The 17,638-nt window shown below is 59.8% G+C and carries 19 protein-coding genes and 1 pseudogene; 8 read left to right on the top strand and 12 right to left on the bottom strand.

The genetic code is table 11. The features are described from left to right. Nucleotides 1–19 precede the first annotated feature (19 nt). A complete protein-coding gene (locus tag SJY21_RS07495; RefSeq protein ID WP_377508383.1) occupies nt 20–370 on the top strand; it encodes an H-type lectin domain-containing protein in 351 nt (116 codons plus the stop codon). 9 nt (nt 371–379) lie between these two features. Here the strand turns inward: SJY21_RS07495 and SJY21_RS07490 are convergent, their stop codons facing one another. After that, nucleotides 380–1,399 (bottom strand): ribose-phosphate pyrophosphokinase, encoded by a 1,020-nt coding sequence (locus SJY21_RS07490; protein ID WP_377508380.1) that lies wholly within the window; start codon nt 1,397–1,399, stop codon nt 380–382. Between the two features lie 111 nt (nt 1,400–1,510). Here SJY21_RS07490 and SJY21_RS07485 point away from each other — a divergent pair. Then, nucleotides 1,511–2,109, top strand: a pseudogene (locus SJY21_RS07485) (2-hydroxychromene-2-carboxylate isomerase). Here the strand turns inward: SJY21_RS07485 and SJY21_RS07480 are convergent. The 5 genes from SJY21_RS07480 to SJY21_RS07460 form a co-directional block, all read right to left on the bottom strand. After that, entirely contained in the window at nt 2,106–3,155 is a 1,050-nt protein-coding gene (locus SJY21_RS07480; protein WP_377508377.1) for a threonine aldolase family protein, read from the bottom strand. The pseudogene SJY21_RS07485 and the gene SJY21_RS07480 sit on opposite strands and share 4 nt — an antisense overlap. Next, complete coding sequence (locus tag SJY21_RS07475; protein ID WP_377508374.1) at nt 3,156–3,623, bottom strand: YcgN family cysteine cluster protein; 468 nt, start codon at nt 3,621–3,623, stop codon at nt 3,156–3,158. Next, on the bottom strand, nt 3,616–4,554 hold the full coding sequence (locus tag SJY21_RS07470; RefSeq protein WP_377508371.1) for a bifunctional riboflavin kinase/FAD synthetase: 939 nt from the start codon (nt 4,552–4,554) through the stop codon (nt 3,616–3,618). The genes SJY21_RS07475 and SJY21_RS07470 overlap by 8 nt, the downstream gene beginning before the upstream one ends. A 36-nt stretch (nt 4,555–4,590) precedes the next feature. Further along, a complete protein-coding gene (locus SJY21_RS07465; RefSeq protein ID WP_377508368.1) occupies nt 4,591–5,046 on the bottom strand; it encodes a MaoC family dehydratase in 456 nt (151 codons plus the stop codon). Nucleotides 5,047–5,155: 109 nt separating this feature from the next. Then, complete coding sequence (locus tag SJY21_RS07460; RefSeq protein ID WP_377508366.1) at nt 5,156–5,821, bottom strand: GntR family transcriptional regulator; 666 nt, start codon at nt 5,819–5,821, stop codon at nt 5,156–5,158. Between the two features lie 241 nt (nt 5,822–6,062). Between SJY21_RS07460 and SJY21_RS07455 the strand changes: the two genes are divergently transcribed. Continuing rightward, nucleotides 6,063–7,478 (top strand): NCS1 family nucleobase:cation symporter-1, encoded by a 1,416-nt coding sequence (locus SJY21_RS07455; protein ID WP_377508363.1) that lies wholly within the window; start codon nt 6,063–6,065, stop codon nt 7,476–7,478. A gap of 57 nt (nt 7,479–7,535) precedes the next feature. Here the strand turns inward: SJY21_RS07455 and SJY21_RS07450 are convergent, their stop codons facing one another. Together SJY21_RS07450 and SJY21_RS07445 are read right to left on the bottom strand one after the other, a co-directional pair. Next, nucleotides 7,536–8,411: a TIGR01459 family HAD-type hydrolase gene (locus SJY21_RS07450; RefSeq protein ID WP_377508360.1), complete on the bottom strand. Its 876-nt coding sequence runs from the start codon at nt 8,409–8,411 to the stop codon at nt 7,536–7,538. Nucleotides 8,412–8,466: 55 nt separating this feature from the next. Continuing rightward, nucleotides 8,467–9,387: a manganese-dependent inorganic pyrophosphatase gene (locus SJY21_RS07445; RefSeq protein WP_377508357.1), complete on the bottom strand. Its 921-nt coding sequence runs from the start codon at nt 9,385–9,387 to the stop codon at nt 8,467–8,469. Nucleotides 9,388–9,480: 93 nt separating this feature from the next. On the opposite strand from SJY21_RS07445, the gene SJY21_RS07440 reads away from it, so the two are divergent. Further along, on the top strand, nt 9,481–10,134 hold the full coding sequence (locus SJY21_RS07440; protein WP_377508355.1) for a DUF2161 domain-containing phosphodiesterase: 654 nt from the start codon (nt 9,481–9,483) through the stop codon (nt 10,132–10,134). A 431-nt stretch (nt 10,135–10,565) separates the two neighbouring features. Here the strand turns inward: SJY21_RS07440 and SJY21_RS07435 are convergent, their stop codons facing one another. Next, complete coding sequence (locus SJY21_RS07435) at nt 10,566–11,555, bottom strand: TraB/GumN family protein (RefSeq protein WP_377508352.1); 990 nt, start codon at nt 11,553–11,555, stop codon at nt 10,566–10,568. Between the two features lie 225 nt (nt 11,556–11,780). Between SJY21_RS07435 and SJY21_RS07430 the strand changes: the two genes are divergently transcribed. From SJY21_RS07430 to SJY21_RS07420, 3 genes are all read left to right on the top strand, one after another. Next, on the top strand, nt 11,781–12,068 hold the full coding sequence (locus SJY21_RS07430; RefSeq protein ID WP_377513186.1) for a co-chaperone GroES: 288 nt from the start codon (nt 11,781–11,783) through the stop codon (nt 12,066–12,068). A gap of 41 nt (nt 12,069–12,109) precedes the next feature. Further along, complete coding sequence (groL, locus tag SJY21_RS07425; protein WP_377508349.1) at nt 12,110–13,762, top strand: chaperonin GroEL; 1,653 nt, start codon at nt 12,110–12,112, stop codon at nt 13,760–13,762. 164 nt (nt 13,763–13,926) lie between these two features. After that, nucleotides 13,927–14,760 carry a DMT family transporter gene (locus SJY21_RS07420; RefSeq protein ID WP_377508346.1) on the top strand — a complete coding sequence of 278 codons (834 nt, stop codon included), beginning with the start codon at nt 13,927–13,929 and terminating at the stop codon, nt 14,758–14,760. On the opposite strand, the gene SJY21_RS07415 is transcribed toward SJY21_RS07420, so the two are convergent. After that, a complete protein-coding gene (locus tag SJY21_RS07415; protein WP_377508343.1) occupies nt 14,757–15,203 on the bottom strand; it encodes an NUDIX domain-containing protein in 447 nt (148 codons plus the stop codon). The genes SJY21_RS07420 and SJY21_RS07415 overlap by 4 nt on opposite strands. A gap of 78 nt (nt 15,204–15,281) precedes the next feature. On the opposite strand from SJY21_RS07415, the gene SJY21_RS07410 reads away from it, so the two are divergent. Next, nucleotides 15,282–16,031: an esterase/lipase family protein gene (locus tag SJY21_RS07410; RefSeq protein WP_377508340.1), complete on the top strand. Its 750-nt coding sequence runs from the start codon at nt 15,282–15,284 to the stop codon at nt 16,029–16,031. Here the strand turns inward: SJY21_RS07410 and SJY21_RS07405 are convergent. Together SJY21_RS07405 and purE are read right to left on the bottom strand one after the other, a co-directional pair. Then, nucleotides 16,028–17,101, bottom strand: a complete 1,074-nt coding sequence (locus SJY21_RS07405) for a 5-(carboxyamino)imidazole ribonucleotide synthase (RefSeq protein WP_377508337.1) — start codon at nt 17,099–17,101, stop codon at nt 16,028–16,030. The two genes, SJY21_RS07410 and SJY21_RS07405, sit on opposite strands and share 4 nt — an antisense overlap. Further along, a complete protein-coding gene (gene purE, locus SJY21_RS07400; RefSeq protein ID WP_377508334.1) occupies nt 17,094–17,582 on the bottom strand; it encodes a 5-(carboxyamino)imidazole ribonucleotide mutase in 489 nt (162 codons plus the stop codon). Before purE ends, SJY21_RS07405 begins: the two co-directional genes overlap by 8 nt. Between the last annotated feature and the right edge of the window lie 56 nt (nt 17,583–17,638).

Below are 17,638 nucleotides of genomic sequence, written 5' to 3'. Positions count from 1 at the left end.
GGGAAGATAGCGTAAGGCAATGAAAAGGCTAAGAAATCATTTGGTCGGTGTCGATCAGGGCGATGTTGTCCTGTTTTCCGACTTCGAGCACGACGGTGACATGTGGACCGGCGAAGGCCCCCGCGTGACCCGTGCACATGTGCAGTTCAGCGAAGTTTTCCGCGAACTCCCTGCCGTGCGCGTGTCGATTTCCATGTGGGATATGTCGAACGCCGCCAATGCCCGCGCCGATGTGCAGGCCGAAGACGTCACCTGCGAAGGGTTCGCGATTGTGTTCCGCACATGGGGCGACACCAAGGTCGCGCGCGTCCGCGTCAGTTGGCAAGCGATTGGCGAAGTGCCCCACGGCGACGAATGGGAACTTTACTAGGGCCGCGCCCTAAGCGCCTGAATACATGCCTTCATAGATCGGACCCAGCGTGTTGTGATCGAACAGGGACGACACCGATGTGCCGCTCCAGGTGTTCAGAATCGCTTGGGCGAACATGGGTGCTGTCGGAACGATACGGATGTTGGGGCAGGCCGTGACGGCTTCGGTGGCCTGAATGGTGTCGGTGATGACAAGGTTCTTCATCACCGATTTGCTGACCCGCTCGACTGCGGGGCCGGACAGGACACCGTGGGTGATATAGGCGTGCACCTCTTTGGCGCCGTGTTCCAGCAAGACTTCGGCTGCCTTGCACAGGGTGCCGGCCGTATCGACGATATCGTCCACGATCAGGCAGGTGCGGTCCTTGACGTCACCGATCACCGTCATTTCGGCCACTTCACCGGGTTTGCCGCGCCGTTTGTCGACAATCGACAGGGGCGCGCCGATGCGTTGCGCCAGATCGCGGGCGCGGGCCACGCCACCCACATCGGGGGATACAACCATGACATCGTCCATTTGTCCCTTGAAGTGGTGCTTGACGTCCAGCGCGTAAATCGGGCTGGCGTAAAGGTTGTCCACGGGAATATCGAAAAAGCCCTGAATTTGGGTCGCGTGCAGATCAAGGGTCAGGATGCGTTCCACGCCCGCCTCGACCAGCATGTTGGCGACCAGTTTGGCCGTGATCGGTGTGCGCGCCTTGCTGCGGCGATCCTGTCGGGCATAGCCGAAATAGGGGATCACGGCGGTGATGCGTGCCGCAGACGACCGGCGCAGGGCATCGGCGATGATCAGCAGTTCCATCAGGTTGTCGTTGGCAGGGTTGGACGTGGGTTGCAGGATGAACATATCCTCGCCGCGCACGTTCTCGAAGACTTCGACGAAAATCTCGCCGTCGTTGAACCGTTCGACACGTGCGTCGACCAGCCCGACATTCATTCCGCGATGCATGGACATGCGCTTGGCGATGCCTTTGGCCAGCGGCATGTTCGCATTGCCGGAAATGAGTTTTGGTTCGTGGATGTTTGCCATGGTCTTCCCCCGGGGCTGATCACCCCAGCGAAGGTGACAAATTCGTAACGTTGACACCGCTTAGCATGGGTCTAGCATCAGGCAAAGAAACGAGGCGCATAGGAGGCCCAAATGCCGCATATTGACTACTATTTTTCCGTCCTGTCGCCCAATACCTACCTTGCAGGCACGCGGCTCGAGGCTGTTGCGGTGAAACATGGCGCGACGATCACTTACAAGCCTCTGGACATCATGGCCCTGTTTGCCCGGACCGGCGGGACGCCCCCGTTTGAACGCCCCGAAGGGCGGCAGGAATTGCGCCGTCAGGAGTTGCGCCGTCAGGCGGCCAAGTTGGGTTTGAAACTGAAGGTCGATCCCCCCATTGGCCGACAAACCCTGCGCCCGCGTCATACGCGTTCATCGCTGCGCAAAAGAATGGTGATGGCAATCTTGGCGCTTTGGTGCATGCGATCACGCGGTCCTGCTGGGCCGACAAACGCGACATCGCCGATGACGAGGTTATCAAGGATTGCCTTGTGGAATGCGGCTTTGATCCGGCGCTGGCCGACAGTGGCCTGCTCGCGGGTGCCGAAACCTATGCCAAGAACCTTGAAGACGCGGTATTGGCAGGTGCCTTCGGTGCGCCGTTCTATATTACCGACACCGACGAGAGGTTCTGGGGGCAGGACCGGATCGAGGATCTGGACGCTTTCCTGTCGGGCGCGCTTTAGCCGCGCAGCGCGTCCAGAAAACGGTCTATGCCTTCGTTCCCGATGGACCAGTCGCAGACCAGCCGTGCCTGTAGGGGTTCGGCTGGATTATCGCCCTTCAGTTCGCCCGCCCACACATAGTAAACCGCGCCTGCATCATGTAGGCGCTGGTGCCCTTCGCGGGGCCATTCGGCAAAGATCATGTTGGCTTGGGGCGGATACATCATTTGGGCATAGCCGCTGTCGGTCAGCCCCTTGGCCAGACGCGCGGCATTGGCATTGGCCATGCGCGCGGTATCCAGCCAAAGCCCGTCGGTTAGATAGGCCTGCATCTGCGCGGAAAGGAAACGGTGCTTGGAAAACAGATGCGCCCCGCGTTTGCGGCGCAGCTCGAACTCCCATGCGTGTTTGGGATCGAAAAAGATCACGGCTTCGACGCCGATCAACCCGTTCTTGGTGCCGCCAAAGCTGACCCCGTCGATCCCTGCTTTCCACGTCATTTCCGCAGGTGTGCAGCCCAGCGCGACAACAGCATTGGCAAAGCGCGCGCCGTCCAGATGGGTGGCAAGGCCGAATTCCTTGGCCACTGCCGTCAGCGCTTTCAGTTCATCCAAGCTGTAAATCGTGCCACGTTCCGTCACCTGTGTAATCGACACAGGCCCGCGCTGCGGCCCATGCACGCCGCGCCCTTCTTCAAAGGCAATGGACGCGCGCAAGGCATCCGGCGTCATTTTTGCATCAACCGACGGCACCAGTGTCAGTTTCGCACCGCCCATGTAGAATTCCGGCGCATTGCATTCGTCTTCGTGGATATGCGCCTCGGGAGAACAAAACACCGTTTCCCAAGGTTGGGCGAGGGTGCCAAGCGCGATGGAATTGGCTGCCGTGCCGGTGGCGACCAGATAGACCGCCGCCTCGGGGGCTTCGAACTGGTCGCGGATCATGGCGCGGACATCTTCCATGATCGGATCGACACCATAAGGCATGGCGTATCCGTCATTGGCGCGCGCCAGCGCCTCCATCACCTTGGGGTGGGCCGGTCCTGTGTTGTCAGAGGCGAAAAACATCTACATTGGCTCCTCGATGATGTGGTCTTCCCAGTCTTCTTCGGCGATCTCGAATTCGGGCACGGTCAGCCCGCGCACGGAGACGCCCGCCTTGTGGACGGTTTCCGGATCGCCCGAAATCAGCGGATGCCAGTGGAACAGTGGTTTGCCCTCGTAAACAAGGCGATAGCCGCAGGTTTGCGGCAACCAATAAAGGTTGTCCTTGATCGTCTTGGGTGTCAGCACGATGCATTCGGGCACGAACTGATGGCGGATCGGGTATTGCGCGCAAAGGCAGGATTGATCATCCAGCAGGCGGCAGGCCACGCGTGTCATCACGACTTCGCCGCTGTCTTCGTCTTCCAGCTTGTTCAGGCAGCATTTGCCACAGCCGTCACAGATCGCTTCCCATTCGGCCTTGTTCATCTTGGCCATGGGGACACGGGTCCAGAACTGGTCGCGCAGGCCTGTGCGTTCAATCTCAGACATCGGCCAAAATCCCGCGCGCGCGAAGGCAATCTGCATCCATCTGGGTGATCAGGGTTGGCAGGCTGTCGAATTTTTCCTCACCACGCAGGTATTCGACCAATGCGACCGACAGGTGCTCGCCATAAAGATCGCCTTTGAAATCGAACAGAAAGGTTTCGCAGTTGGGATGGTTCACGCCGAAAGTCGGGCGCACGCCGATACTGGCGGCCCCGTCATAGCTGCCTTTGTGCGGGCCGGTCAGCACGTCAACCTTGACGGCGTAAACGCCGTGGCGGGGCGGGTGCAGCCCGTCGATCGACATATTCGCAGTGGGATAGCCCAGATCGCGGCCACGCTGGTCGCCCTGGATCACGACACCGTCAATCCGGTGCCAATGGCCCAGCATCGCGGCGGCGTCACGGGTGCGGCCCTTGCCCAATGCGGCGCGGATCGCGGTCGAGGACACATCGCCTGCCGCCAGCTTCATGATCGGTGCGATGGTCACGCCAAAGCCCATTTGTGCGCCGAACCGTTCCAGATCGGCGGCATTGCCGGCCCGTTCCGCGCCAAAACAGAAATCAGCGCCGACAACCACATGGGCAAGGCCCAGTGCATCGGCGATAATGTCCTGGGCGAATGCGCGCGGGCTAAGGGCGGCGAGCGCGCGGGTAAAGGGCACTTCATACAAGCGCGCGATCCCCAATTTGGCCAAGCGGTTTGCGCGGGTTTCGCGGTTCATCAGCCGAAAAGGCGGGGCATCGGGGGCAAAGACCTGACGGGGATGGGGTTCAAACGTCATGATCCCAAGGGGCGCGCCGATGTCGTGGGCAATCTTGCGGGTGACGTCAATCACGGATTGGTGGCCCAGATGCACACCGTCGAAATTGCCGATGGCCGCGGCGGCACCACGGTCGGCAGGATCAACGAATTGGGTGTCTCGGACAATGCGCATGGGACTGCCTAACCGCCCCCGCGCGGGCGTGCAAGATCAGTCGAACTTGCGCGACGGGGCCAGCACCACGGCCTCGCCTGCCAGCACCTTTTTGCCGTTCACGATACAGCGGGTGTCCATCGTCACGCGACGTTTGGCGTTGTCGATGGCGGTCACTTCAACCTCGGCTGTGACCACATCACCGGGGCGCACGGGGCCAAGGAATTTGAGGCTTTGGCCCAGATAAACCGTGCCGTGGCCCGGCAACTGTTCGCCGATGACGGCGGACACCAATCCAGCGGTCAGCATCCCGTGGGCAATGCGCCCCTCAAAGATGGTGTCTTGGGCGTAATCATCATCAAGATGCACAGGGTTCCGGTCAGTCGAAACTTCGGCGAACAGTTCGATATCGCGGTCCGTGACCTGCTTTTGCAGGGAACGCATCATGCCGATCTCGATATCCTCGATGCAGATCGTGCCTCGGGGCAGGTTGTGACCCATATTATCCAGCATGTCGCGTTCCATTCAGTAACAAATGTTCCCCGTGGGGTTTAGATTTGTAACTTAATTACTTTGCAGGCGCAGAAAAATCAACCCCACGCAAGGCCTGCGGCAATCTGGCCTAGGCGCGATCCGGCTGGATGCCCCACCACCGCAGCGTATTGTGCAAGTGATGGCGGATTGCGTGTTGGGCTGCACCAATATCGCGGGCTTCAAGGGCGGCGATGATCTCGAGGTGTTCGCTCATCGCCGAAACGATACGGGTGGGCAGGAAAGGACGGGAATTCTGGATCACCGCGATCCGATCACGGTTTTCCGCATAAAGACGGGCGGCCAGCCGTGACCCGATCCCGTTTGCCAGCAAATCATGCAATGACAGGTCAGTGGAAATCGCGCGTTGCGACAGGTCGGGGAAATCTTCGGAATTGGCCGCGTCCAGAAGATCCTGATGTGTCGCGCGCAGTTGCGCCAGCGGCATTTCGGCGCCGCCTTCGATCAGGCAACGCGCGCCTTCGCAATCAAACATCGCACGCAGGGCAAGGCATTGGCGCGTCGTTTCGGGATCGGCGGTCATGACCATGATGCCGCGCTTGGGAATGACACTCAGCAGGCCAGTGGATTCGGCACGCTTTACGGCCTCGCGGACGCTGGATAATGGCAGGCCGATGTCATCGACAAGGCTGGGCATCGACAGGAACATGCCGCTGCCCAGCTTGCCTGAACGCAGTAGTTCCAAAAGTGCCGCATGCGCGCGCTCGGCCTGTAGGTCTTTGCTTTCAATTGGCATTTCCAACTCCGGTTCCACTTTTTTTGCCCGGCGCTTCTGCCGGTTGGCGCATTTCGCTTATTGGCAATTGCAGAGGCACTTTCTTGCATTTCCAAAATATACACCAGAAGGAATTTCTTCTAACATGTTACGTAGGGTGTTTGCTTTTGTCGACAACCAAAAAGACCAACCAAAGCGGCTTCTTGCCACAGGAACGGCCGGGTCGCTGCGGAATGATCAGAACAAAAGAGGGAGTTTGGAAATGGAAAACGTAGGGGCGCAAGGCGCACACGGGGAACACAACACGCTTGATCCGGCGGGCAAGGACGAAAAGACATGGGGGTGGTTCGCGATCTTCAATATCTGGGCGAACGACATCCAGTCGCTGTTCGGGTATTCGCTTGTGGCGTCGCTGTTCATCTCGTTCGGGGTAAGCGGCTGGACGGCCTTTACAGCCCTGATCGTCGCGGGGCTTTTCGTGATGTTCCTGGTGAACCTGTCCGGCGCGGCCGGCGAAAAATATGGAATTCCCTATCCGGTTTTCGCGCGGGCCAGCATGGGCACGGCAGGTGCCAAGCTTCCGGCGGTGTTACGCGCAACGGTGGCGGTGTTCTGGTATGGTGTGCAGGTCTATTTCGCCTCGACGGCGGTGGCATTGCTGATCCGCTCACTCACCGGGGCGGACCACGGCACGCTTGTAATGGGGCTGGACGGAGTCGACTGGATTTCGTTCTTGATCGTCTGGGCATTCCATATTGTGATCTTCTGGCGCGGCATGAACTGGGTCGAAGGATTCCTCAATTTTGCCGGTCCGTTTGTTTACGCTGTCATGATCGGACTTGTGATCGTGCTTTGGGTCAAATCCGACGGAATGCTGCTAAGCGAAGCGCGCACGATCTTCGCCAACCCCGAAGGCACATGGAGCACCGAGATCGCCGGATTTGTCGCGATTGTCGGCACGATGGTGGCCTATTTCGCCGCCGTGATGATCAACTTCAGCGACTTCTCGCGCTACGCCGAAAGCAAAAGCGCGATGAAAAAGGGCAACCTTGCCGGCCTGCCATTCAACATGATCCTGTTTTCGGCGCTGGCCCTTCTGACGACAGCTGGTGCGGCCGTGGTTTACGGTGAAAAGATCATCAACCCGACCGAGATCGTCGAGCGGACAGACAGCATCATTCTGGGTGTCATCGCCGCGATCACGTTCTTTGCGGCGACTGTGGGTATCAACCTTGTGGCCAACTTCATCCCTGCGGTGAACGGTATCGCCAACCTTGCCCCCAAGAAAATCAGCTTTCGCAATGCCGGTCTGATCACATCGGGTTTTGCCTTGGTGATTGGCGGCCTCTGGACCGCGTTCATCAGCCAGTTCGGTATTGGTGGCTTTGTGAATACGCTGGGGGCCACGCTTGCGCCGCTCTACGGTATTCTGATCGTTGATTACTACATGCTGCGCAAGGAAACGCTGAACGTCGATGCGCTCTATGACTTGTCCGGTGGCGAGTACCACTATGGCAACGGCTGGAACGACAAGGCGCTGACCGCGTTCGGTATCGCGGCGATCTTTTCTATTGCGGCAGTCTGGGTGCCTGCACTGGCGGCACTTAGTGGTTATGCCTGGGTTATCGGCGCGGTGCTGGGTGGTGTGATCTTCTTCGCCATCAGCCCCAAACGCTAAACGAAACGTCCCTCTACTGGCCCGGCTTGTGTAATGCAGGTCGGGCCTTTCTTTTGCCTAACGCAATTGCCCGATCGCAAAGGTCGGATTCATCATTTCGCCGTCCAGATAGGATTTCAGCGCGCCCACGTCCGGCTGGTCTGTGGTTTGCGTTTCCGCAGCGGCCAGCCCGCCGGTGATGAACAGGGAATCGATATCTTCGCCCATGGCACCGGCGATGTCGGTATGGATACCGTCACCAATCGCGATAATGCGCGGATCGGCCGGGGCGGTGCCAAGGGCGCTTAGGCGGCGGCGCGCAAGGTCGTAGATCGGTGGATGCGGTTTGCCAAAATAAAGGCTCTCGCCCCCCATTTCCGTATAAAGCGCGGCCAGGGCACCGGCGCACCATTCCCGCACTTCGCCGCGATCGACGACAATATCGGGGTTGGCGCACAACAGTTTCAGCCCCTTTTGTTTGGCATAAAGGAACTGTGGACGGTTCACTGCGGGATCGGCCATCGTATCAAACGGGCCGCAACACACGATCCCTTCGGCCTGTTCCAGCGGCACCTTTAGAATGTCGACCGGATCGTCGATCACGCTCAAGGGCTTGAAAAAATCGTCGTCACGGGGGCTTTCGCCCATGAACCAGACTTTTTCGCCGACAAAGCCGCGAAACATCGCCGCGCGTGCGCTGTCGCCGGATGTGGCGATGGCGTCCCAAGCGTCACGCGGCACGCCCATGCCCGCGATCTGGTCAGCAACCGAATCCCACGGGCGGGGCGAATTGGTGACCAGCACCACGACACCGCCGCGCGCGCGATAGGCTTGCAGGGCTGCGACAGCCGAAGGAATGGCAGCGATACCGTTGTGCACGCAGCCCCACAGATCGACATAGGCCGCATCATAATCGGCGGAGATATCTGCGAAGGCTGTAACGATCCGGGTCATGGGCTGTCCTTTTGGGGGGCAATTGAAATGGGGCGCCGCAGCGCCCCGTTTTCGGTCAGACCTTCAGCGAAGGGATGATCTGTTTCTTACGGCTCATCACGCCGGGCAGGACGACTGTGTCGCCCGTGACCGTTGCCCCAAAGCTCTTCTCCGCCACGGTTTTTGTCAGATCGTTGGGGATCAGCATCGTGGCTTCTTCGTTCAGGATGTCGACGACGAAAAGCAGCACCTGATCGACACCATCTTCGGCGGCCACGGTTGTCATCGTCTTCATGATGCTGTCCTTGCGGTCCAGCACGATCGCGGGCGCGGTGGTTTCCAGAACCGAGACGCGGAAACTTGTGCCGTCCACGGTGAATTCCTTGGAGTCCATGCGCAGCAGTTCGGCATCCGAAAACGCAGAAACATCGGACTTTGCTGCAAACATTTCAGCGGCATAGTCGGGAATTTTCACGCCCAGCTGGTTGGCCAAAGCCACGGCGATATCCTTGTCCTTGGCCGTTGTGGTGGGCGAGCGGAATTCAAGCGTATCGGAAAGGATGCACGACAGCATCAGCCCCTTGATCGGGTCGGGCATCTTGCCCACGTCCGCGCCCATCGCGTCATACATCACCGTCACGGTGCAGGCGACGGGCTGCATCACGATGTGGATCGGCCCCTTTGTTTCAAGGCCACCGACCAGCTTGTGATGGTCGATGATCGCACGCACATCGGCGTTGTTGATGTTGGCGGGCAGTTCGGCGGGGTTGTTTGTATCCACGATCACGCAGGGCTGGTCGTCGGCCACATCCTCGATGATTTCGGGCAACGCGAAACCCCAGCGCTGTGCGACAAACGCCGCTTCGGTGTTGGGCTGGCCCAGCAGGCGTGCCTCGGCGGGGATGCCCATCACTTCGGACAGATACCACGCCCAGATGATCGGTGCGCCTGTGGAATCGGTGTCGGGGGACTTGTGGCCGAATACGAGGGTTGTCATTGTGTCATTGCCTTGGGTTAGATGCGTTTGGGCGCCTTATAGGAGGGATCGTTTGGGCTGTCACGGGACAGATTGTCATGGCCGGTGTGCGCCATGAACAAACCGCGCGAGGCTGATCTTTATCCCGCCGTCAAAGCCTACCTTGAGGGGCAGGGCTATGACGTGAAGGGCGAAGTCGGCAAGGCCGATGTCGTGGCGCGCCGCGCGGGCGAGGAACCGGTGATTGTAGAACTCAAACTGGGGTTCACGCTGACGCTGTTTCATCAGGCGGTGGCGCGGCAATCGCTGTCCGATCTGGTCTATATCGCGGTGCCCAAGCCCAAGAAGGGCGGCGGCGACAATATCGCGCTGGCCCGCCGCCTTGGGCTGGGCGTACTGTTTGTGCGGTTGCGTGACGGGCACGTCGAGGCCATGTGCGACCCCGGCCCCTATCACGCCCGAAAATCCAAGAAGAAAGCACAGCGGTTATTGCGCGCCTTTGACCGGCTGCGCGGTGATCCCAATGCGGGTGGGGCCACACGCCACGGGATCGTTACAGGCTATCGCCAGGATGCGCTGGCTTGCGCGCGGTTTCTGGCCGTGCATGGGCCGTCCAAGGCATCAAAAGTAGCTGAATGGGCCGAAGTGCCGCCCGCTCGTCAGATCATGGCCGACGATCACTACGGCTGGTTCACGCGGGTTGAACGCGGGGTTTACGCGCTGACCAAGGCGGGCAAGGCCGGGCTGATGGACTGGGGTGATGTTTGACCGGTTTTCGGGATCATGCTAAGCAGGCGCTCTGAAAAGGAGTGCCCTGACAATGATCATTTCCAAAGCCTGATCCGATTGCACCGCGCTGGCCGAAGGTGCCGCGCCTGACCTTTTTCACAAGGATACCCTGACGATGGACAATGCCACCTGATCCCGTTTGCGGGACAGATTTGCGCACCTAAGCAGTGCGAAATATTCATCACAATTCAGAGGCTTATCATGCCCAAACACATCAAGACTCCGCCATTTGGCGGGCCGAAACCGGCTGACCAACAGCCACCGAAACCTGACGGGCAGCGCGCCCAGCAAAAGGCGCAACCCTTTGCCGCGAAACACGCGCAAATCAAGGGGAAGGGGGTGAAACCACGTCCGTTTCCGGGCAAGTCGGGCGGCAGGTAAGAAACGGCGGGGCGCGCTTGCGTGCCCCGCTACCGGGTCGTGATCGTCCAGCCTTCGTGCTCGAGCAGACGCAGCACGCCGTCCTCGCCGGGCAGATGCGCAGCGCCAACCGCGACGACCATCCGGTCGTGTTGCGCGGCGGCGTTTTCGATCACGGGTATCCAGTTGTAGTTCCGGTCAATCAGCAGCCCTTGTTCGGTCATCGCGAACATCTCCTCGGCCAGTGCGACGTCCATGTCGGGCACATATTGCAGCGACAGGCGCGACAGTTCCCAAACCTGTGCCACTTCGCCTGCAAAGTAGCCGTCAAGCATGGCAACAAAAACTTCGGCGTTGATTTCTGGCGACAGCAACCCAAGGCGCATCATGTCGATCTGTTCCTGCAGGGTGCCGACCTCCATGATGTCAAACAGGGTGTCCCAAGGTTCAAGCGCTTGGGTCGGCACACCGGCGGTATTGGCATCATCAAGGATCATGTGATCCAGCCCGCGCCGTCCCGCGACCATGTCAGGCATCGCGCAGGGCGGAACGGCCAGCGTCACAGCCAGATACCAGGGCCGGAATTTCGCGGCCATAAAGGGCGGGATTTGGCGGGCGGACGCGGCTTCGGCCACCATCGCCCAGGTTTGTTCGTCCAGCAGGTCGATCAGGGTCGGACCATCGGTCAGGAACATGCGGGCGGGGTTCGTGCCCAGTTCCGCTTGCAGTTGGGCTTCCTCGGTCTCGGTCATTTCCAGCAGGACCAGATCGGCGCGCGCGACATCATCGGCAACCTGCGCGCGGATCGGTTCAAGACGCGGATCATAGATGTGCATTGTGCCGATCAGCGTGATCTGTTGGTCGCCGCGCGTCGCCGTCCAGATAAGCCCGCGCCCGTAAGGCGCATTCGCACTGATATCTTCAAGGTAGTAGCGGTCAGCGTTCGAAAGCCGGTCAAGCAGGCTGTCGCCGCCGCAAAGGGCGATAACCGGTTGCGCGCAGGCAAGAAAAGCCAAAGCCAGAATTGATCGTAACATCATGCCAACCCCTGATTGTTTCGGACGACGATAGGCGGGCAGGCAAGAGGTCTCAAGCGGGCAGCGCGGTTCTGGTTTGGGCTTGGTGTAAAAAATGCTGGGTTTCGCCACGCTAACCCGTTGACTCGCCCCCTGCGCTTGCCTACCTATCCGCTGCTAGCACTCTACCCATGTGAGTGCTAACAGCCCCAAGGGGCCCATGAAACAACAAGCTGAAGGAGCTGCATGATGGCTTTGAAACCGCTTCATGATCGTGTGCTGGTTCGCCGCACAGAAGGCGAAGAAAAAACAGCCGGTGGATTGATCATCCCCGAAAGCGCCAAGGAAAAGCCCGCAGAGGGTGAAATCATCGCTTGCGGCGAAGGCGCGCGCAAGGATTCAGGCGAGCTGATCGCGATGGCCGTAAAGGCCGGCGACCGTGTGCTGTTTGGCAAATGGTCCGGCACCGAAGTCACCGTCGACGGCGAAGAGCTGCTGATGATGAAGGAAAGCGACATTCTGGGCATCCTGTCCTAAGTCGCCTCGCCCTCAAGAAATTCCAAAAAAGGAGCTAAAACATGGCTGCTAAAGACGTAAAATTCGGCACAGATGCGCGCAATCGGATGCTCAAGGGTGTGAATATCCTTGCCGACGCGGTCAAAGTGACCCTTGGCCCCAAAGGCCGCAACGTGGTTCTGGACAAATCGTTCGGCGCCCCACGCATCACCAAAGACGGTGTATCTGTCGCCAAGGAAATCGAACTGGAAGACAAGTTCGAGAACATGGGCGCGCAGATGGTCAAAGAAGTGGCCTCGCGCACCAATGACGAAGCCGGCGACGGCACAACCACAGCCACCGTTCTGGCCCAAGCGATTGTTCGCGAAGGCATGAAGTCGGTTGCTGCTGGCATGAACCCGATGGATCTCAAGCGCGGTATCGACATGGCGACGACGAAAGTCGTTGAAGCGATCAAAGCTGCGGCACGTCCCGTCAGCGACAGCGCCGAAGTTGCGCAGGTCGGCACCATTTCCGCCAACGGCGAAGCTGAAATCGGCCAGCAAATTGCTGACGCGATGCAGAAAGTCGGCAACGAAGGTGTGATTACCGTCGAAGAAAACAAAGGTCTGGAAACAGAAACCGATGTTGTCGAAGGCATGCAGTTCGACCGCGGCTACCTGTCGCCCTATTTCGTGACCAACACCGAAAAGATGACCACGGAACTGGAAGACGCCGTCATCCTGTTGCACGAAAAGAAACTGTCCTCGCTGCAGCCAATGGTTCCACTGCTTGAAGCCGTGATCCAGTCGGGCAAGCCTTTGGTCATCATTTCCGAAGACGTCGAGGGCGAAGCACTTGCGACCCTCGTGGTCAACAAGCTGCGTGGCGGTCTGAAAATCGCGGCCGTCAAGGCACCCGGTTTCGGCGATCGTCGCAAGGCCATGTTGCAGGATATCGCCATTCTGACCGGTGGTCAGGTGATTTCCGAAGATATCGGCATGAAGCTTGAGTCCGTGACCATGGACATGCTGGGCACAGCCAAGCGCATCACGATCACCAAAGACACGACCACCATCATCGACGGTGGCGGTGCAACAGCCGAGATCGAAGCCCGCGTATCCCAGATCCGTGGCCAGATCGAAGAAACCACGTCTGATTACGACCGTGAAAAGCTGCAAGAGCGCGTGGCCAAACTGGCCGGTGGTGTTGCCGTGATCCGCGTTGGCGGCATGTCGGAAATCGAAGTGAAAGAACGCAAAGACCGCGTTGATGACGCCCTGAACGCGACCCGTGCGGCCGTGCAGGAAGGTATCGTTGTCGGTGGTGGTGTTGCGCTGGTTCAGGCTGGCAAGAATCTTGACGGTGTGAAGGGTGCAAACTCGGATCAGGACGTCGGTATCGCCATCGTGCGCAAGGCGCTTGAAGCACCTCTGCGTCAGATCGCCGAAAACTCGGGCGTTGACGGGTCGGTTGTTGCGGGCAAAATCCGCGAAAGCAGTGACCTCAAGTTCGGCTTTAACGCTCAGACCGAAGAATATGGCGACATGTTCAAGTTTGGCGTCATTGACCCTGCCAAAGTCGTGCGCACAGCACTTCAGGACGCAGCATCTGTTGCCGGTCTGCTGATCACCACCGAAGCCATGGTCGCTGACAAACCGTCGAAAGACGGCGGCGCTGGCGGTGGCGGCATGCCCGACATGGGCGGCATGGGCGGCATGGGCGGCATGATGTAAGTCGAAACCACTGGTTTCGGCGTCCGCAGCTTGGTGACAATCGTTTCGCAGAGACGATGAGATACAAGACCGGACATCCGCAAAAGAAAGGGCGGCCCATCGTGGCCGCCCTTTTTCGTATCTTTCTTTCTGGCCCTTGGCCTTCAAATCCGCGAAAGGGTGTCATGCGTCTGTTTATCCTCACCGCTGCTGCAATGTTTGCCTTTGCGGCCAATTCAGTTCTCACGCGGCTTGCGCTGCTTGACAGCGACACGGACCCGCTTGTGTTCGCGGCGCTGCGCGTGTTTGCAGGGGTGGTTGTCTTGTGGGCCTTGATCGCGCGGCGGGGCAGGCCCGTCCAGGTGTTCAACCGCGCCACGCTTGTCGGGGCTGTCACGCTGGCCGTTTACATGGTGGGGTTTTCGCTGGCCTATCGCACGCTTGATGCAGGATTGGGTGCGTTGATCCTGTTTGGCGGTGTTCAGGTGACCATGTTTGCAGGCGCGATCCTTGGCGGAGCAGCGGTGCCCATGTTGCGCTGGGCCGGTGCGGCTGTTGCGCTTGCAGGGCTTTGCGTTCTGTTTTGGCCATCAGGCGATGCCGCGATTGACCTTTGGGGTGGGCTCTGGATGGCAGCCGCGGCCCTGGGCTGGGGTATTTATTCGCTGAACGGGCGCGGCGCGACTGACCCGTTGCTGGCCACGGCGGCCAATTTCTTGTGTGCCTTGCCCGTTGTCGCCCTGCCGTTGATCTGGTTGGCGGTCGGGGTGACGTGGCAGGGTGCGATTCTCGCGGTCATCTCGGGCGCGATCACTTCGGGAATGGGGTATGCGCTGTGGTATGGCGTGATGCCCGCCTTGGGCGCCACCCGCGCGGCCGTCGCGCAACTTGGCGTGCCGATCATCGCAATCGCTGCTGGCGTGGTCATTTTGGCGGAGCCTGTCACCGGGCGATTGATTGCGGCGACTTTACTCGTGATAGGTGGCATCGCAATTTCGCTTTTGCCACGCCGCGCCTAACGCAGGATCGGTTCCAGCGGGTCATAAACCGGTGCACCCGCGTCCTGCCACGCCACCGCACCAAGGCTGTCGGGTTTGACGCGCAGAGCCGCCAGTTCATCGCGCGTCACCCAGCGGCGGTGGGTCGCGATGCCTTCGGGGTCTTGCCAGTTGTCGTCAAGGTCCCCGGCGGTGACGGTGCAGCGAAAATACACATCGACCTGATGGAAATCGCCGTCAGGATCGTGAAATTCGTTAAGCAGACAGGGCGGACCCACAGCAATGCGCAGGCCCGTTTCCTCGAACACTTCGCGCGCCAGATTGTCAGGCAGGCTTTGGTGCAGTTCGGCCCCGCCACCGGGTGCGCACCACAGATCATCGCGCCCCTTATAGGCGTTCACCAGCAACAGCCGATTTTGGTGCATCACGATCGCACGGGTTGCAAGGCGGATTGGGCGGGTCATCGCGCAACACTGGCGAAACACGCGAGGTCAGGCAAGCCTGACCTTACCCTGTGACTTGCGCTGCCCTATATGATGGTCATGACCCGTTTGTTTGCCATTCTTGCGCTGATTCTTGCGCCCCTTGCGGCCCGCGCCGAAAACGTCACGCCGTCCGAGGCGGAATGCGTGGTCTTGCTGCACGGGCTTGCGCGCAGCGAGGCGTCGTTCCTGCCCCTAGCCGAGGTGCTGCAACTTCAGGGTTATACCATCGTCAATTCCGGCTACCCATCGACAACGGCGACGGTTCAGTCCCTGGTCGCGCAGAACCTGCCGTCGGATGTGGCCGCGTGCGGTGATGCGCGGGTGCATTTTGTCACCCATTCCATGGGCGGGATATTGGTGCGCGCCTATTTGCAAACCAACCGTCCCGCCAGGATGGGGCGTGTTGTCATGCTTGGGCCACCCAACCATGGTTCGGAACTGGTTGATACTTTTGGCGAATATGAAGCGTTTGAATGGGCCAACGGCCCCGCCGGTCTGCAACTTGGGACCGAAGATACCAGCCTGCCCAACCGTCTTGCGCTGCCGCGCTACGAGGTCGGGATTATCGCCGGAAACCGGTCACTAAACCCTGTGTTTTCCAGCATTATCGACGGGCCGGATGATGGCAAGGTTTCGGTCGAATCCACGCGCTTGCCAGGGATGACAGACCATCTGGTGCTGCCTGTGACCCATACATTCATGATGAACAACCCGCTGGTGATTGCCGAAGTGCTGGAATTCTTGCGCAACGGGCGCTTTGACCCGTCATTGCAAATGACAGATCTGCTGTTTGGCGAAGGAAACTAGGCGCAGGGCCCGGTGATCTTGTTCAGGTGGCCCATCTTGCGGCCCTTCTTGACTTCGACCTTGCCATAAAGATGCAGTGCAGCGTTGGTTGCAGCTATCGCGGGAACGCGGTCCATATCGTCGCCGATCAGGTTCTCCATAACCACGTTGGAATGGCGGCTTCCGTCACCCAAGGGCCATCCTGCAACGGCGCGGATGTGCTGTTCAAACTGGTCGATCAGGCAGCCATTTTGGGTCCAGTGGCCGGAATTATGCACGCGCGGTGCGATTTCATTGACGATCAATCCGTCCGTTGTGACGAACAGTTCGACACCCATCACACCGACATAGTCCAGCGCGTTCAGGATGCGCGCGGCGATCAGCACCGCGTCGGTGCGCTGGTTTGGGGATAGGGTGGCGGGCACTGTCGTGGTGTGCAGGATGCCGTCACGATGCACGTTTTCGCCCGGATCAAAGCAGGCCACCGCCCCGTCTGCGCCACGCGCACCGATCACCGATACCTCGTGGCTGAAATCGACGAACCCTTCCAGCACTGCGGGCGCGCCAGCCATATCGGCCAGTGCCGCGGGGGCATCGCTTGCCGCCATGATCCGCGCCTGTCCCTTGCCATCATAGCCAAAACGGCGGGTTTTCAGGATGGCGGGGCTACCGATATCGGTCAATGCGGCGTCAAGATCAGCGGCACTTTCGACATTCGCAAAGGGCGCAACCCGTAGCCCGAGACCCTTGAGGAATTCCTTTTCAACCAGCCGGTCCTGCGAGGTTGCAAGGGCCGTGCGACCGGGCCGGATTGGCCGGTGTTTCTCAAGAGTATCCAGCGCAGCGGTCGGGATGTTTTCAAATTCATAGGTGATCACGTCGACACTGGCGGCAAAGGCGCACAGGGCGTCGGTGTCATCATAGCTGGCGGTTGTGACGCTATGGGCGACATCTGCTGCAGGCGGGTTCGCGCCCGGTTCAAAGATATGCGTGCGCAACCCAAGGCGGCTGGCGGCAACCGACAGCATCCGCCCCAACTGGCCACCACCCAGAATGCCGATGGTTGCGCCTGTGGTCAGCGGATCAGTCATCGCTTGGGGTATCCGGAATTGAATCCGACAATGCCGCGCGCCAGGCATCCAACCGTGCCGCAAGATCGCTGTCTTGCAGGGCCAGAATGCCCGCAGCCATCAGGCCCGCATTGGCCGCACCGGCGGCACCGATTGCCATGGTCGCCACGGGAAATCCTTTGGGCATCTGCACAATGGAATAAAGCGAATCGACACCCGACAGTGCCTTGGTCTGCACCGGCACGCCAATCACCGGAATGCGGGTTTTCGAGGCCATCATACCGGGCAGATGTGCGGCCCCGCCTGCGCCCGCGATGATCACCTGCAAACCCCGATCCACGGCCTCGCGTCCATAGGACCACAGCCGGTCAGGGGTGCGGTGGGCCGACACGATCTTGGCCTCGTAGGCGACACCAAGCTGGTCAAGCACTTCGGCCGCTTCGCGCATGGTGGGCCAGTCGGACTGGCTGCCCATGATGATACCGACAGGAATTTGTGTCATGAAACGGCCCCTTTGGCCCAAGGAAACAAGGAAGCGGCACTATAGCCAGCGGGCGG

Origin of the sequence: Octadecabacter sp. R77987, from assembly GCF_042466115.1 — a bacterium.
Taxonomy (GTDB): Bacteria; Pseudomonadota; Alphaproteobacteria; order Rhodobacterales; family Rhodobacteraceae; genus SW4.
This window is presented reverse-complemented; position numbering and strand designations above follow the sequence as displayed.

What these genes read in the sequence shown, in the direction of transcription:
- SJY21_RS07495 (WP_377508383.1), top strand. Translation starts at nt 20, where the DNA reads ATGAAAAGGCTAAGAAATCATTTGGTCGGTGTCGATCAGGGCGATGTT.
- SJY21_RS07490 (WP_377508380.1), bottom strand. Translation starts at nt 1,399, where the DNA reads ATGGCAAACATCCACGAACCAAAACTCATTTCCGGCAATGCGAACATG.
- SJY21_RS07480 (WP_377508377.1), bottom strand. Translation starts at nt 3,155, where the DNA reads ATGTTTTTCGCCTCTGACAACACAGGACCGGCCCACCCCAAGGTGATG.
- SJY21_RS07475 (WP_377508374.1), bottom strand. Translation starts at nt 3,623, where the DNA reads ATGTCTGAGATTGAACGCACAGGCCTGCGCGACCAGTTCTGGACCCGT.
- SJY21_RS07470 (WP_377508371.1), bottom strand. Translation starts at nt 4,554, where the DNA reads ATGCGCATTGTCCGAGACACCCAATTCGTTGATCCTGCCGACCGTGGT.
- SJY21_RS07465 (WP_377508368.1), bottom strand. Translation starts at nt 5,046, where the DNA reads ATGCTGGATAATATGGGTCACAACCTGCCCCGAGGCACGATCTGCATC.
- SJY21_RS07460 (WP_377508366.1), bottom strand. Translation starts at nt 5,821, where the DNA reads ATGCCAATTGAAAGCAAAGACCTACAGGCCGAGCGCGCGCATGCGGCA.
- SJY21_RS07455 (WP_377508363.1), top strand. Translation starts at nt 6,063, where the DNA reads ATGGAAAACGTAGGGGCGCAAGGCGCACACGGGGAACACAACACGCTT.
- SJY21_RS07450 (WP_377508360.1), bottom strand. Translation starts at nt 8,411, where the DNA reads ATGACCCGGATCGTTACAGCCTTCGCAGATATCTCCGCCGATTATGAT.
- SJY21_RS07445 (WP_377508357.1), bottom strand. Translation starts at nt 9,387, where the DNA reads ATGACAACCCTCGTATTCGGCCACAAGTCCCCCGACACCGATTCCACA.
- SJY21_RS07440 (WP_377508355.1), top strand. Translation starts at nt 9,481, where the DNA reads ATGAACAAACCGCGCGAGGCTGATCTTTATCCCGCCGTCAAAGCCTAC.
- SJY21_RS07435 (WP_377508352.1), bottom strand. Translation starts at nt 11,555, where the DNA reads ATGATGTTACGATCAATTCTGGCTTTGGCTTTTCTTGCCTGCGCGCAA.
- SJY21_RS07430 (WP_377513186.1), top strand. Translation starts at nt 11,781, where the DNA reads ATGGCTTTGAAACCGCTTCATGATCGTGTGCTGGTTCGCCGCACAGAA.
- groL (WP_377508349.1), top strand. Translation starts at nt 12,110, where the DNA reads ATGGCTGCTAAAGACGTAAAATTCGGCACAGATGCGCGCAATCGGATG.
- SJY21_RS07420 (WP_377508346.1), top strand. Translation starts at nt 13,927, where the DNA reads ATGCGTCTGTTTATCCTCACCGCTGCTGCAATGTTTGCCTTTGCGGCC.
- SJY21_RS07415 (WP_377508343.1), bottom strand. Translation starts at nt 15,203, where the DNA reads ATGACCCGCCCAATCCGCCTTGCAACCCGTGCGATCGTGATGCACCAA.
- SJY21_RS07410 (WP_377508340.1), top strand. Translation starts at nt 15,282, where the DNA reads ATGACCCGTTTGTTTGCCATTCTTGCGCTGATTCTTGCGCCCCTTGCG.
- SJY21_RS07405 (WP_377508337.1), bottom strand. Translation starts at nt 17,101, where the DNA reads ATGACTGATCCGCTGACCACAGGCGCAACCATCGGCATTCTGGGTGGT.
- purE (WP_377508334.1), bottom strand. Translation starts at nt 17,582, where the DNA reads ATGACACAAATTCCTGTCGGTATCATCATGGGCAGCCAGTCCGACTGG.